Here is a 14398-nt window from a genome sequence, read left to right on the forward strand (position 1 = left end):
AAAACTCCCCCGGCGCGACCTCGAGGTCGAGGTCGCGCCAGAGGGGTTCGACTGCCGCGTTGCGGAGAGCGAGAACCATTACTTGGTTGCGTCCTCCAGCTGCTTGATCAGGGCGTCGGCGTACTCGAAGTAGTCCTGGCCCTCATCAGGGGTTTCGTTGACGTTGACGACCTTGATGCCCGCCTCCTTGGCGGCCTCGGTCAGCTGGGAAGCTGCCGGGGTTTCCGACTGCTCGTTGGTGATGAGGATGTCGGCCTTCTTGTCCTTGATCAGCTGGCGGGTCGCGGCCAGGTCAGCGGCGGAAGGCTCGGACTCGTTGTTCACCGCGTGGGCGAAGCCCTCCGGGGTGATGTCCTTCAGGTTGGAATCCTCGATCAGCTCGGCGGCGACCGATTCGGTGAGGATGACGTTCTTGCCCTTCAGCTTCTCCACGCGCTGCTTCAGCTCGTCGGTCTTCTTGGTGACGTCGTCGTCGGACTCGGGGATGTCAGAGTTCAGCTTGTGCAGCTCGACGGAGAGCTTCTTTTCGAACTCGGAAACCACGTCCAGGTCGAACCAAACGTGCGGGTTGGTGGCGTCGTGGCCGTGGTCGTGCCCCTCGGCCAGCGGCTGCGCCGTCACCAGCGGGGTGCCCTCTTCCACGTTGTCGGTCAGCCAGTTATCGTAGCCCGCGCCGTTGGCGACTACGATGTCCGCGCCTTTGACCGCCGCGATGTCGCGGGCTGTGGCCTCGTACTCGTGCGGGTCGTCGTCCTTGCTGCTGAGGATGGTGGTCACCTCAACATCATCGCGCCCCTCGGTGATGTCCTCGGCAATGCTGCCCCAGATGGATGTAGAGGCGACCAGCTTGATCTTGTCGCCATCCGCGGGGGAATCCCCGGACCCGCCCGCGCAGGCGGTTACGCCCAGCGCCAGCGTTGCGATACTCAAAACTGCTCCGAAATTGGCAACCATTTTCTTCATTCTTCCGAGGCTAATGGGCACGAAAAAGCTCGTCAACATTAATCTTGAGCCAGATACGGGGATCTGGGCAGTGCCGGGGGAGGGGGCGTCAACCCCCAAGAAAGAAGGGCTGAGGGCTACCCTTAGAAGAATGAATAGACCAGCACGGCGCGGCACCTTGGCCTCCATCGCGGCCGAACTGGGCGTTTCGCGCACCACAGTTTCGAACGCATACAACCGCCCGGATCAGCTTTCGCCCGAGTTGCGGGACAAGATCCTGCACGTCGCGGCGAAACTCGGCTACCCCGGGCCAGACCCGATGGCGCGTTCGCTGCGCACGCGCCGAGCGGGGGCGATCGGCGTGCTGCTGACCGAGGAGCTGCCGTACGCGTTCGAAGATCAGGCGTCGCTGGAGTTCGTCTCTGGCGTGTCGGTGAGCTGTGGGGCGATGGATGCCTCCATGCTGTTGATCCCCGCGGGCGTGGACGATAACCCCAGCGCCGATCGCCCCGCACAGCTGGTGAACCAGGCCAGCGTCGACGGCTTCATCGTCTACTCGGTGGCGGGCGACGACCCGTACCTCGCCGCCGTGCGTAACCGCGGACTGCCGACCGTGGTGTGTGACCAACCCGCCGGCGCCGGCGATCCTTTCGTGGGAATTGACGACCGCGAGGCCATCAAGCCCGCCATCCGCACCCTCGTCGACGCAGGTCACAAGCGCATCGGCGTGCTGTGCATCCGCCTGGATCGCACGCCGAACAACGGGCCTGTGTCCGCCGAACGCATCGAGGGCGCGCACATGCACGTGCAGCGCTCGCGACTGCTGGGAATCCTGGACGTGCTGGAGGAAGCCGGGATCGAGCAAGCCCCCATCGTCGAACGGCACATCAACAACCCCCAGACCGCCTTCGACGCCGCCCAGGAGTTACTTTCCACCCACCCGGAGCTCACCGCCGTTGCCTGCACCACCGACTCGCAGGCGCTCGGTGTGGTGCGTTACGCAGCGGAGCAGGGAATCGACGTGCCAGGTCAGCTCTCTGTGACGGGGTTCGACGGTATTCCCGAAGCTATTGACGCCCACATCACCACCGTCCGCCAACCCAGCAAAGACAAGGGCCTGGAGAGCGGCAACATGCTCGCTGAACTCATCGAGCAGCGGTTGAATGACAACCCGGCCAAGCCCGCGCACCGGGCGGAGACGCCCACCGTGCTGCTGGAAACTGAGCTAATCCGCGGAACGTCCGTCGCGCCGCCGCAGTAGATCCTGCAGGAAGTCCCGGACATCCTCCGGGGTATCCAAACGGTGGGTAGCGGAGGTCTCCCCGCCGCCGACGCGGATGCCGATGTCTGGGGTATTCGCAGCGGGTGCTACGAGGTGGGGGTCGGTGGCTCCAACGGCTGGTGCCATGTCGGAGGAGTAGTGCAGCGTAGAGAGCGCCGTCTCGTCCGTCGTATCGTCCCCGGCGAAGAGCACCCGCAGCTCCCGGCCGTGTTCGCGCGCGTAGGCGCGACGGAAGTCCTCAATATAGGAGCCCTTGGTGGTCTTATCCACCGCGACCTCCAGGATGTCCTTACCCCACGTCACCTGGGACAGATCGCTGGTGGTGGCGACGTCCGCCAAGCGCTGGTTCAGCCGCCCGGCCAGTTCCTTGTTCGGCACCAAGCGGGTATGCAGCCCCACCGCCAGGGGCTTGATTTCCACCCACGCGCCATCGTGTTCGGTGGCGATCTCCTCCGCATGGGCTCGCAGTTCGTTAAGCCAGGCCCGCTGAACTGGGCTCAATTCCGTCGCGCCGCCGTCGGCAGGTTCCGCGCCGTGGCTGCCGACCAGGCGCACCGGCCCGTGCGTGGGCAGCATCGTAGCCTTCGACAGCTGTTCCAGATTGCGCCCCGAAATCACCATCGCCACAGTGTTAGGCAGCTGCGCCAGCCCCTCCAGGGCCTCTATCGCGCCGGGGACGGCGTGCACTCCCTCTGGCTCGTCCGAAAAGTGTGCTAGGGTGCCGTCAAAATCCATCGCTACCAGTAAGTCTGGGGTGGCGGCGAGGCCGGAGAGGTCGGCGTCCGAAAGAAAAGGCAGCAACGAACCATCCATGGCTTAGCCCTCCTTCGGACCGCTAATGAACTCGACCGCAGGGACGGACTGCCAATCCTGCTTGTCCTTCGGCGCGGACTGCTGCAGTTTCAGCGAGTTTTCGGCGGGGCGGGTGTAGGTGAGGTCCTGGTCGTTGAGGACGGCCTTCAAACGGTCGGCTGTATCCTCGTCGCCGGGCAGACACTGGGCGCCGTCGATGCGGGAGCTGGAAAAGCCGCTGATGCGCATGTCCTCGTCCTTCCACTCCACGTTGCCGGTCATGTGCATGCAGCCGCTGGTGCCGTTCAGCGAATCCTCGCCGAAAATCAGGAAGCTACGGCCCTGCTGGGAATCCGGCAGCACGCCACCGCGGGCCTGCGTGTCGTAGATGGCGGAGATCTGCCACTGGGAACTGCCGAGGGGTGCTTCCGTGTCCGAACAGGAAGTCAGGCCGGCCAGGGCGGTGACGCTGAGAGCCAGCACGAGGACGGTAGCGCGGCGGGGAGTGCTGGTGGTACGGCGCATTATTCGACCTCCCGAAGTTGCTGCAGGAAGGCATTGGCCCAACGGTTCACATCGTGTTCCTGCAGGTGATCCCACATCTGGCGCATGCGACGAACCTTGTTGACCGGGTCGTCCTCGATGGCTAGCTGCAGAGCATCGGCGATCGATTCCACGTCGTGCGGGTTGCACAGGTACGCCTGCACCAGCTGGGTGGCCGCGCCTGCGAATTCCGAGAGCACCAGCGCGCCCGAACCGTCCGAGTGGCAAGCCACATACTCCTTGGCCACCAGGTTCATACCGTCCTTCAAAGGGGTAATCAGCATGACGTCCGCCGCGGCGTATAGCGCCACGATCTGCTCGAAGGGCAGGCCGGAGTGCAGGTAGTGGATCAGCGAACGCCCCAGGCTGCCGTGGTTGCCGTTGATGCGGGAGACAATGGCCTCCACCTGCTGGCGGGTGCGCTGGTAGTCATCCAGACGTTCGCGCGACGGGGTGGCGACCTGCACCATAGCTACGTCTTCCGGGGCCAGCCGGCCGGAGTCCAACAGGAACTCAATGGCCTCTAGTCGGTGCTGGATGCCCTTGGTGTAGTCCAGCCGATCCACTCCTGCGATCAGCACCTTCGGGTTACCCAGACGGGCGCGCAGGTCACTAGCCTGGGCCAGCACTGTTGGCTGGTTCGCTTGGGCGTTGACCTTGGCAGAGTCAATAGAAATGGGGAACACGCCGACCTTGACCTGCCGTCCCGATTCCAGGGCGACGGTGCCGACCACGTGCGCGCCCTCAGGCAGCCGGGCGCCGCGCAGGTAGTTCGCAGATTCGGAATCGTCCATGATCTGCACCGAGTAATCCATCGCCCGCAGCGCTTCCATAAAGTTCCGCGCGGAATCCTGCGTGTGAAAGCCCACCACGTCCGCGCCCAACGTGCCCTCCAGCACCTGGCGGCGCCACGGCAGTTGGCGGAAAAGCTCCGGAGCGGGGAAGGGGATGTGCAGGAAGAAACCGATGCAGACATCGTCGCGCAGATCGCGCAACTGGCCGGGAACCAGGTGCAACTGGTAGTCCTGCACCCACACGGTCGCATCCTTGGCCGCGACGTCCGCCGCTGCCTGGGCGAAGCGCTGGTTGACCTGCTGGTAACGCTCCCACCAGCGCTTATCGTAGGTGGGATGCACGATCAGGTCGTGGTACAGGGGCCACAGGGTGGCGTTGGAAAAGCCCTCGTAAAACTGCGCGAAATCCTGCGCATCCAGGTTCACCGGAACCATGTGGATGCCGGCGTCCTCCGGTGCGGGCATGTCCTCGGCTGCGACCTCATCCGTCGCCCCTGGCCAGCCGATCCACGCGCCACGATTCGATTCCAACACCGGCTTCAGCGCTGTGACTAGCCCGCCCGGGGAAGGTACCCAAGTGACCTCCCCGGTGGAGCCGTCGACGTTGCGGTCGACGGGAAGGCGATTGGCAACAACCAGAAAATCGGACTGCATGTGTATCACCCGTGTCGGTGCAGGTAGGCGGTTTACTCGCTAGCCTTGGTAGCCTTCTTTGCCGCCTTTTTAGTGGTCTTCTTGGCCGCCTTCTTGGTCGTTTTCTTGGCTGCCTTCTTAGCGGCCTTCTTCGTCGTCTTCTTTGCCGTCGACTTCTTGGTGCTCTTCTTCGCCGACTTCTTGGCAGCCTTCTTGGTGGTCTTGCGGGTGGACTTCTTTGCTTCCTGCTCAGCTTCCTCCAGCTCAGCTACCACTCGGCGGTGGATCAGTCCTTCCGGCTCCACGCCCAGCATGCACATCAGCGTCGCGGCATCGAGGAAGTCCTCGGAGTAGGTCGCGACGATGCGCTGCGCTGCCTGCGCGGTTTCTGCTTCCACCGCATGCAGGGATTCATTGTTGGCGGAACGGTTGTCGGTGACCTTCGGAGGCACGAGCCTGACCCCATTTCTACACAGTCGACGTACGGAACTTAAGTCTCAACTTTAGATATTTTACGCGATTTACTGTTCGCCCGTTCCTGCCGGGTGGTCTTCTTGTTGCTGTAGCTCGCTTTCGGACGCCCGCATCTTGCTATCCAACTGCCACATACTCTTCGACACGTTCCTTCTGCGCCTACGCCAGTGCAGGGGCTGGCGAACTCGGCCGTCGGTACCCATCCGAGGCTTCGGCTGGGACGAACGGCGCGAACCCACGTGGGGGCGTCGTAGTTGCTTGTAACGGTGCAGGATCCGCGGGCGACGAATACGGCGTGCAATCCACTCGCCGAGCACCACGCCGGCGGCCAGAGCAGTGGCGGTGGTGAGGGCAAGACCAAGGTTGGACATGCCGATGACGAACTGATCGTTCAGCACCGAGCTCATGCCACGGTATAGCGCCAGACCCGGCAGGAAGGGGGTAATGCCCGCAGCAGCCGTGATCTGCGGTGGGATCATGTAACGACGAGAGAGCAGACCACCGGCGAGGCCGACGACGAGGGCGGCCAGAGAAACACCGAAGGTGCCAGGCCAGTTCAGCAGATTCGTTACGCCGAACAGGGCGACAGAGGCGATCAGGGCGGTCAGGCTGGCGACCACCGTGGCACGCCGCTCGCAGAAACAGGCGCTACAGAAGAAACCGGTAGCGACAGCGCCGGAGATGATCTGGACCGTGACGGAACCCAACACACCGGAGGTGTGCGAGGTATCCAACGGTGGCAGCGTGATGCCCATAACGGCCATGGTTTGAATACCCGCCGCGATGCCGGTGATGATGCCGCCGGTCTGTAGCAAGGTCTCGTAGAAGCGCGCCGCAGAGGTCACCGGGGCGCCAGTGATGCCGTCTTGCAGCGCCTGCACCAGCGTCAACCCCGCCAGCAACGCGACGATTGAGGAACCGATAATCAGCGAGGGCGGAAGGTAGAAATCTATTCGATCGGCAATCGAATAGGTCACTGCCGCCGGGATCACTGCAGCGAAGCCGCCAAGGACGTTCTGGAAGAACAACGGCAGAGACTTCGAGGCCAACCAGGCGTTGGCGAACATCGTGAAGATCGTGGTGATACCCGCAACCACCGCCACGGCCCAACCACCGCCGAGAAGCAGCGCAACGGCGGCGGCGAACCCGCCCCAGCTCGCCAGAGCGTAGCGGTTGCGATAGGGCAGCAGGGAAGTCTCAATGTCGAAGAGGATCTTCTGCGCCATCTCTAGCGGGGTGGCGCCCGCGACGATCGAACGGATCAGCCGGTCGACCTCCGTGATTCGGGAGAAGTCGGTTGATAGCTGCCGCACGACGCGGAACATATTTGTCGGCGGCGTGTTTTCGTTGAAGCGCGAGTAGATGTGGATCGTGTTCAACGTGATGTCGACGTGCGTGTTGTTCAGGCCGTAGGCGCTCATAACGCTTCGGATCTGGGCCTTCGTATCCGAGTTGCTAGTGCCCGCGGTGAGGAGCTGGTCGCCGATACGGCTGGCGAGGTCCATCACTGCGTGGATCTTTACAGGGTCGGAAAGATCCACCGGCGCCAAAGGGGATGGCGGCGGTGCTAGGCGGATAGCATCGATCGTCGCTCTGTTGCCGGAAAACAGCAGGTCAGAGCTCTTTCTCAGTGCTCTCGACATGAAACTAGGCACTCCCACACCGTACATCGGGGTAAAGGGGTTTTCACAAGTACCCGTTCCCCCAGGTGGGATGGGGCAGCAGGGGCGAGTTTTACTGTTCGGAGGTGCGGCTTGCTAGGCTGGGAAAGTCCATTGCCCGTGGGTGCGCCCTATGAGACCCTAGAAGGTGCTAGAAGGCGCTAGAAAACTCTAGAAAGCTCTAGGGGTACGCGGGTAGAAAAGTGGGCAAGTGCTGGAGTGGCGCAATCGGTAGCGCAACGGTCTTGTAAACCGTAGGTTGCGAGTTCAAGTCTCGTCTCCAGCTCATCTAGCCCCGGTGCGATTAATCATCGCGCTGCTGGTGCTGGAACTGCCGGCGTAGTTTAGTGGTAGAACATCAGCTTCCCAAGCTGAGAGTGCGAGTTCGATTCTCGTCGCCGGCTCCACTTAGACGTCGGATTTGATAAGTACCCTTTTGCGTTAGCGAGTATCGCTTAGGGGGGTGTGAAAAATCGCTTGCGTTAGCGGGTTTGGGTTTTGCGTTAGCGGGTATCTTGTTTGCCCTAGTAAAATGCGTATTCAGGGTTTAACGCGCTAACGAAGCGTTAAACCTAAGGCCGTTTCACGAGGAGGTGTGTGGTGAGATCGTATGCGTCCGGCGATGAACTAGCCGCAGAGATTACTAAGCGTGGCGAACTTTTTATCGGCGAGTTCGTAGGCGTTCCTGGCGATGGTTGGGACCGGCTGGTTGACGGTGTTGACCGCACGCCCCGGCAGATGATCGCCTACCAGCTTGGCTGGATGGAATTACTGCTCGGCTGGGAACGTGACGAACAAGCCGGTCTTGACGTGGTGACTCCGGCACCTGGTTTTAAGTGGAATCAACTGGGCGGATTGTATGAATCGTTCTACCAACGCTGGGAGCAGGTATCTACTGAGGATTTGATCGACAGGTTCAAGATCCTGCTTGGTGAGATAGTCAAAATGGTGGGCGGTCTAACCGAATCAGAATTGTTTAGTTCGGGTCAGCGTGCGTGGGCTTCTTCCACCCCGTCGGCGTGGCCGGTGTGGAAATGGGTGCATATCAACACCGTCGCGCCATTTACGACGTTTCGCACCAAAATCAGGAAGTGGAAGAAACTGGCAGCCTGCTAGCAATAGGCACGGTGATTTCAGTGCCGATTCTGAAGACGAACTGGATCTCGTTGGCTCCGATAACGGCATGGTCGATAAGTGCTGTCCACTGGGATGGTTGAAAATGCTGGATGGGCTTGTCGGCCAACTGGGTGTAGGCGGTTTTGATCGCAGTGGCCTTGGCACTCTTGGCAGCAATCTCGGCCTCGATGGCTTGTTTGCGGCCCAGGGTTTTCTGGTATCGCGCTTCTAGCTGGGTGTAGCGGGCGAGGTATTGGTCCTGGTCTTGCGCTACCCGCTGATTTTCTGCAACCAATGATTCAATCTCGCTGGCAAGAGCGCGGATTTTCTCGTCTAGGCGCTTGGACTCCGCTTCGAGCTGGTCTGTATTAAACATGGCGTCGATGACCTGTGGTAGGTGGCTTTGTCCGCGATATTGTTCAGCCAGCTGGTTTAGCGCGGCGAGGAACGCGGTCTGGATTTGCTCATCACGCAAGGTAGCGGTCTGGCAGGGACGGGGATGGTCGTATTTTTGGTTGCACCGCCAGATCGTGTGCTTGTATTTAGTGTTGGATGCCCAGGTTTTGCGTCCGTACCAGGATCCGCAATCTGCGCATTTGAGTCGGCTGGCAAATAGGCCGATTTTGGAGCTGTTGGTTGCGTGGCGGGTGGCCAACTCGTATTGAACCTGATCCCAGACGGGCGCATCAATAATCGGCTCGTGGTTTCCGGTGACGTAGTATTGCGGGACTTCGCCCTCGTTTACTTCGATTCGTTTGGTTAGGAAGTCAGCGGTGAACGTTTTCTGGAGCAGGGCGTCGCCTTTATATTTCTCATTGGTCAAGATGGAGCGCACGGTTGAGGTGGACCAGTTGGTTTTACCTCGCGGAGTCAAAATACCGCGACGCTGTAGCTCGGCACGGATTTCGGTGATCGATGAGCCGTCTAGAAACAGCTGGTAGATCAAGCGCACGGTCGGGGCTTGAGTCTCATCAATAGCGAGGTTACCGTCAGCGCCTTTCTTATATCCCAGTAGCGAGGAGTAGGGCACCATGACTTTCCCATCAGCGAAGCGTCTGCGATGTCCCCAGGTGACGTTCTCAGATATGGAGCGAGATTCTTCCTGGGCAAGACTACTCATGATGGTGATGAGTAGTTCGCCTTTAGAATCAAGGGTCCAGATGTTTTCTTTCTCGAAATACACCTCCACACCGGCTTCTTTTAGCTGTCGGACGGTGGTCAGGGAGTCGACGGTGTTACGAGCAAACCGCGAGACACTCTTGGTGAGGATCAGGTCGATTTTGCCTGACAGGGCGTCATCGATCATGGTTTGGAATCCCTCACGGCGCTTCATAGAAGTGCCAGAGATACCTTCGTCGCAGTACATGCCCGCGAACTGCCAATCATTACGGGAGCGAATGTAGGTGGTGTAGTAGTCGATTTGAGCCTCATACGATGAGGTTTGTTCTTCCATCTCGGTAGAGACTCGCGCGTAGGCGGCGACCCTTCTGCGCGCCGGTACCCCAGATGAGGCTGCGGCAGATCGAACCTTCTTTGTTGCGGGTATCGCAGTGACCGTGCGACTCATACCAACCTCCCCTCACTGGTTAACCCCACCGGCGTCATAGTTCCATCCGCGAGGTGGAATGTGAGCTGGTGCGGAAAGGCTTCAATCATCACGATCTGCTCAGCAACCGACACAGGGTCGAAACCCTGGGTGCCGAGCATGTCTGCGCAGGCGTGTTCGAGGAGTGTTTCGCGCAGGTTGTGCCCCCTACAGGGGTTGCCGTTCCCGGTGCAGGCACTCCAGCACCGCCAAAACTTATACGAGGTTCCAGACTTGTAGGTGCGGGTTTTGCGTTGATAGTTCTTCCCACACGCGCCACAGCAGATCCGTCCAGTGAACACGCCCGTGTTCTTCGATGGGGTCGCAGCAGGACCAATCTCACGCCGATAGGCGATTTCTGCTTGCACCGCGTCAAACACAGACTTATCGATGATGGGTGGGAGGGCTTGCTCAACCCAGTATCGCGGCAGCTCCCCGTCATTGAGAGCACGGTTGGGTGCTTGGATCGCAGGGCGGTACATTTTCTGCAGCATCTGGCAGCCCTTGTAGCGCTCATTTTCGAGCATGCGACGAAACACTGACCCGTAGAAGCGTCCCCCACCGCGCGAACGCACCCCTTGACCATTGAGGATCGCGGCTGTCTTTTCAGGGCTAATACCCTCGAGGAAGTTGGAGAACAGGAGGCGCACAATCTCAGCTTCATCGTCAATGATGGTGAACTCGCCGTCTGCCCAGCTATAGCCGTAGACGACGAAGGAGTTTGTTCCACCGTTCTTGTACCGGTTACGGATTGCCCATTTGACGTTCTGGGACAGGGAACGGGATTCTTCTTGAGCAAACGACGCCAACAAGGTCAGCAGGAGTTCTCCGTCAGCGCTGAGAGTGTCGATGCGTTCGCGTTCGAAGCGCACAGCCACACCAAGGTCTTTCAGCTCACGAACCGTAGCGAGAAGGTCGACAGTGTTGCGGGCCAGGCGCGAGATCGATTTACACAACACAAGATCGATCTTTCCTGCTCTGGCAGCGTTCATCAGGTCGGCCAGGCCTTGCCGGGATTTCATCGAAGTGCCAGTAACCCCTTCGTCAGTGAATACACCCGCATAGGCCCATCCGGGCGTGGATTGGATCAGGCGCGAATAATACGAAACCTGCGCCGACAATGACGCTAATTGCTCCGCACCGTTGGTCGAGACCCTAGCGTATGCTGCTACGTTGACCAGTTTCGGGGTCGGCGGCCGAACTGGTGTCACCACACTAACTTGTGCCACGTTTTCTCCTTTCGTGTTAGGTCTATACACGCTCTAAACCAGGTGTTTATCCAGTCGTTTCGCCCACAATCTGTGACTGATAGATCGGGCTCCACGCCTGGAACAACAACCGATAGACACGCCGATACTCTGCGGGGGTTAGCACTCCTCGACCTGCCAGCATGCTCAACGTGTGAGCGTCAGTAATGAAGGCGAGTTCTCGGGCGAATACCTCGGGCCTTGTCATCTGATCGACCGTGGTGGCGAGCGTGTTCATGAGCGCCCACCTCGGGTGCCAAAGCGAGCACGCACATAACAGGCGTGACAGCAATACTTTTGACCTGGCTTGTCCACGATCACGAAGCGGTGCCCGCAGTGCGCACAGGTCTGCTCGCGCACTGGCTCGGTTTCCTGCCGTTCCCGCCACGCTTTATGCCTGCAGGCGGGCGAGCAAAACCGAGCCCGAGCACCTCCCCGAATAGGGCTGGCACACCAGCGGCACACCCGCTGAGCCACCACTGAACCGGCCTCGAGATTTCGGCTGGTGCAGTATGAACGGACCTGGTCACGGGTCAAGGCGCAAAACTCGGCAATCGCTTTATATCCCCAGCCTGCTGTGCGCAGGTTACGGATGTCATGAGTCGCGACATGGTTGACACTTCAGTCGCGACATCATGGACAAACTGGCGTCTCGGTTTTTCTGTTTCCGAGGCGCCGTTTTCACTTTTAGGTCAGGGGTGGCTGGCCTTTCTTCCAATAAGGTTTTTGGTAATTGCGAGACGTGTCGATGTAGTGCTCGGTGATGATCTCGCCAGTTTCTTTTAATGATGTGGTGACATGGTTGTCGGTGATGACCATAAGGATGGTTTCGCCGGTGTATTTTCGCCCGATGCCAAGCTGGTAGAGCCTACTTGCATAGCGGACGGTTACCTTGCCGTTTGGGGTGACGACATCGTTGCGGACGCGCCATTCTTCTTCCGGCTTGTCGTTGGGTTCGGCTTTGGGGCCGGTGGTGTAGGCCTCATGTGGTGTCCGTCTTCCGAGGGCTCGGTGGGGTCGGACGGTGTTGTAGTAGTCGGCAAAGGTGTCGAGTTGTTGCTGGAGTTCGACCAGGGTGATCGCTGGGGATTGGGCAGCAATCCATTTTTTAAGAGTTTGGTGGAACCGTTCGATCTTCCCTTGTGTTTGAGGGTGGCCTGGCCGGCCATTTTTCTGTTGGATGCGGTATTTGTTGAGGGTTTTTTCGAATGCGTTGCGGCCCCCTTTTGCTCCAGCTAGGCGGGCGGTGAATACGAGTCCGTTGTCGGTGAGGGTGGATGCTGGCGGGCCGTAGGTGGCGATGAGGCGTTGCAGTTCAGCTGCAACAGCCGGTCCGCTGAAGGATGCTGCTGCGGTGATCGATAGCAGGTAACGGGAGTGATCGTCGATGAAGTCGAGGACTTCGAGTCGAGTGCCGTCGAGTAAGTGGAGGTGGGTGATATCCGCCTGCCAGCATTCGTTAGGCGTAGCGGCTTCGAAGCGGATGAAAGAACTGCGTGGCTTTTTCTGCGGTTGTGGCGTGACAAGACCTGCGTTGGTGATGATCCGTCGGATGGTCGACGTTGACGGTACTCGCAGCCCTTGGCGGTGAAGGTGAAATGCGATGGTCTCAGGGCCTGCGTCTAAACCGGATCTGACCAGTTGCTTACGCATGTCGATGATCTGGTTGCGTAAAGATGTTGGTACTGCTTGCGGGTGGGTATGCGGGGCGCGGGATTTCGGGGCGATGGCATCAGCGCCTCCGGCATCAAACTGGGACAGGATTTTGTAGACACGTTGCCGTGAGATTCTGAAGCGTTTGGCGACTTTGGTGACGGGTTCGCCTTGTTCGCGGACTGCCTTGACGATGGCGAGGTTGCGGTTGGGACTATTCATTTGTCAACAATGTCGCAGCTGAGGTGTCAACCATCACCGATTTTGCTTTGCGGTGGCTAACTGTCAACTATGTCGCGGCGAGAGTGTCTGATGGTTTGTGTGTGGGTACCTAACCTGCATGAGGAGATGGACCAGAATGACTACTGTGGCACGACGAGATCCGGCTGATAAGGCCAAAATTGATGCGATTGAAAAGAAGCTGCTTGCTAACCCTGAAATCGCGAAGCTGATTGATGACCTAGGCACGTCTACAACGGATGCCAATGACCTAGTTCGCGGCATGTTGCAGGCCTCGATTACCAGGGGACTCAACGCTGAAATGGATGCCCACCTGGGCTACGAGTCTGGCGACAGGAGCGCTAAAGCTGCTGCTGGGACAGACAATTACCGCAACGGATCGTATCCAAAGACCGTGGATTCTAACTACGGGCCAGTGACCGTTGATGTCCCGAGAGATCGGGCTGGAACATTCTTGCCGACTATGGTTCCTAAAGGTTCTAGGCGCTTGACTGATGTCGATGACATGATCGTCAGCTTGTACGCCGGTGGGATGACAATTAGGGACATCCAGCACCATATGGCAACTGCGATGCGGGTTGATATTTCCCATGAGACGATTTCCGCAGTCACCGATGCCGTCCTCGATGAGGTCATGATCTGGCAAAACCGCCAGCTAGACGAGTTCTACCCGGTCATTTTCCTGGATGCGTTGCGCATTAAAGTCCGCGACGGTGGCCGAGTAGTCAACAAATCCGCGTACATGGCAATCGGCGTGGACCTGGACGGCATCAAGCACATTTTGGGATTGTGGATCGCCAAAGAAGAAGGCGCTTCATTTTGGGCGCAGGTATGCGCCAATCTTTCCAATCGTGGGGTCAAAGACGTCTTTATCGTCTGCTGTGACGGGCTTAAAGGCCTACCAGAAGCAGTCGAGGCAACCTGGCCGAACTCGATGGTGCAAACCTGTATCGTGCACCTGATTCGCGCAGCTAACCGATGGGTAGCCTACGGGGATCGCCGGGGCGTATCAGCCGCATTGAAAAAGATTTACACCGCCGCGGACGAGTCCACAGCTCAGGCTGCCTTAGACGAATTTGAAGCCTCTGAATTGGGAGAAAAGTATCCACGCTCAGTCAAGGTCTGGCGAGATGCATGGCAGCGTTTCGTACCGTTTCTGCAGTTCCCACCAGCGGCCAGAAAGGCTATCTATACGACGAACTCGATTGAATCATTCAACAATGAACTGCGTAAAGCTACCCGCAACAGGGTGCAATTTACCAACGATGAATCAGCGCTCAAGACGCTGTGGCTGATGATCTGCAATATCGAAGACAAACGCGCTGCAAAGAGAGCGAAGCAGGGCAAACGAGTCTCAGCGACAGCCGGCAGGCTCATGGAAGGAGCCCGAGTTTCTGGCTGGAAACAAGCTATAAACCAAATGGCCGTGGCCTACC

The 14398-nt window shown here is 59.2% G+C and carries 12 protein-coding genes and 2 tRNA genes; 5 read left to right on the plus strand and 9 right to left on the minus strand.

The features are described 5' to 3' along the window. Window positions 1–78: 78 nt before the first annotated feature. Window positions 79–954, minus strand: coding sequence for a metal ABC transporter solute-binding protein, Zn/Mn family (locus tag CRD15_RS09955; protein ID WP_034981816.1), 876 nt, complete (start codon window positions 952–954; stop codon window positions 79–81). A gap of 139 nt (window positions 955–1093) precedes the next feature. Between CRD15_RS09955 and CRD15_RS09960 the strand changes: the two genes are divergently transcribed. Then, on the plus strand, window positions 1094–2203 hold the full coding sequence (locus tag CRD15_RS09960) for a LacI family DNA-binding transcriptional regulator (RefSeq protein WP_034981818.1): 1110 nt from the start codon (window positions 1094–1096) through the stop codon (window positions 2201–2203). Here CRD15_RS09960 and otsB read toward each other — a convergent pair. From otsB to CRD15_RS09985, 5 genes are all read right to left on the minus strand, one after another. After that, entirely contained in the window at window positions 2168–3037 is an 870-nt protein-coding gene (gene otsB / locus CRD15_RS09965; protein WP_034981819.1) for a trehalose-phosphatase, read from the minus strand. The two genes, CRD15_RS09960 and otsB, sit on opposite strands and share 36 nt — an antisense overlap. Before the next feature lie 3 nt (window positions 3038–3040). After that, window positions 3041–3541 carry an META domain-containing protein gene (locus tag CRD15_RS09970; RefSeq protein WP_187402454.1) on the minus strand — a complete coding sequence of 167 codons (501 nt, stop codon included), beginning with the start codon at window positions 3539–3541 and terminating at the stop codon, window positions 3041–3043. Then, the gene (locus CRD15_RS09975; RefSeq protein WP_187402455.1) at window positions 3541–5007 is read right to left on the minus strand and encodes a trehalose-6-phosphate synthase; all 1467 of its coding nucleotides are present in this window, start codon (window positions 5005–5007) and stop codon (window positions 3541–3543) included. The genes CRD15_RS09970 and CRD15_RS09975 overlap by 1 nt, the downstream gene beginning before the upstream one ends. A gap of 32 nt (window positions 5008–5039) precedes the next feature. After that, a complete protein-coding gene (locus CRD15_RS09980; protein WP_011273045.1) occupies window positions 5040–5438 on the minus strand; it encodes a hypothetical protein in 399 nt (132 codons plus the stop codon). Window positions 5439–5507: 69 nt separating this feature from the next. Beyond that, window positions 5508–7103 (minus strand): threonine/serine exporter ThrE family protein, encoded by a 1596-nt coding sequence (locus CRD15_RS09985; protein ID WP_141746998.1) that lies wholly within the window; start codon window positions 7101–7103, stop codon window positions 5508–5510. A gap of 231 nt (window positions 7104–7334) precedes the next feature. Here CRD15_RS09985 and CRD15_RS09990 point away from each other — a divergent pair. From CRD15_RS09990 to CRD15_RS10000, 3 genes are all read left to right on the plus strand, one after another. Further along, window positions 7335–7407 (plus strand) — tRNA-Thr (locus CRD15_RS09990). 47 nt (window positions 7408–7454) lie between these two features. Next, window positions 7455–7528, plus strand: a tRNA-Gly gene (locus CRD15_RS09995). 190 nt (window positions 7529–7718) lie between these two features. After that, the gene (locus tag CRD15_RS10000) at window positions 7719–8237 is read left to right on the plus strand and encodes a ClbS/DfsB family four-helix bundle protein (protein WP_011273047.1); all 519 of its coding nucleotides are present in this window, start codon (window positions 7719–7721) and stop codon (window positions 8235–8237) included. Here the strand turns inward: CRD15_RS10000 and CRD15_RS10005 are convergent. The 3 genes from CRD15_RS10005 to CRD15_RS10015 all read right to left on the minus strand — a co-directional run bounded on the left by CRD15_RS10005 (window position 8206) and on the right by CRD15_RS10015 (window position 12944). Further along, window positions 8206–9804, minus strand: a complete 1599-nt coding sequence (locus CRD15_RS10005; protein WP_034974223.1) for a recombinase family protein — start codon at window positions 9802–9804, stop codon at window positions 8206–8208. The two genes, CRD15_RS10000 and CRD15_RS10005, sit on opposite strands and share 32 nt — an antisense overlap. Next, a complete protein-coding gene (locus CRD15_RS10010) occupies window positions 9801–11051 on the minus strand; it encodes a recombinase family protein (RefSeq protein WP_034974221.1) in 1251 nt (416 codons plus the stop codon). The genes CRD15_RS10005 and CRD15_RS10010 overlap by 4 nt, the downstream gene beginning before the upstream one ends. Before the next feature lie 705 nt (window positions 11052–11756). Then, the gene (locus tag CRD15_RS10015; protein ID WP_187402456.1) at window positions 11757–12944 is read right to left on the minus strand and encodes an IS481-like element IS3514 family transposase; all 1188 of its coding nucleotides are present in this window, start codon (window positions 12942–12944) and stop codon (window positions 11757–11759) included. A 136-nt stretch (window positions 12945–13080) separates the two neighbouring features. Here CRD15_RS10015 and CRD15_RS10020 point away from each other — a divergent pair. Continuing rightward, window positions 13081–14398: IS256 family transposase (locus tag CRD15_RS10020; RefSeq protein WP_187402457.1), on the plus strand; the 1318-nt coding region annotated here is incomplete at its 3' end.

Origin of the sequence: Corynebacterium sp. LK28 (genome assembly GCF_014335105.1) — a bacterium.
Classification (GTDB): domain Bacteria; phylum Actinomycetota; class Actinomycetes; order Mycobacteriales; family Mycobacteriaceae; genus Corynebacterium; species Corynebacterium macclintockiae.